Below are 243 nucleotides of genomic sequence, written 5' to 3'. Positions count from 1 at the left end.
GCTAGAGCTTGATTCTTTCCCGATCAAGTTAGGTTTTGAAGAGGTGGGCTTTGATCCACTATTGCACTTAAAACTCTTCCCATCATTTAGCCTGTTTATCCTCTGCAACGTCTCACGACGTGTAGCATCATTGGACACCGCGCCAGGTGTGGAACATCTTGCTAAGAGTTTTGGTAGAAGGTTTAGAGACGGTGGCACGTCTTCCAGCTTCAAAGGAACTTGTTACGAGGTTGAGCCTGGGAA

1 protein-coding gene is annotated in these 243 nt (G+C 46.9%); it reads left to right on the top strand.

Annotated elements, in window-relative coordinates:
• Positions 1 to 243: hypothetical protein (locus tag RTW80_RS30460; protein WP_312721965.1), on the top strand; the 243-nt coding region annotated here is incomplete at both ends.

The organism is Escherichia sp. AM3, assembly GCF_032029835.1.
Taxonomy (GTDB): Bacteria; Pseudomonadota; Gammaproteobacteria; order Enterobacterales; family Enterobacteriaceae; genus Escherichia; species Escherichia coli.
Note: the sequence above shows the minus strand (reverse complement) of the source record. Positions and strands in the feature narration are given on the sequence as shown.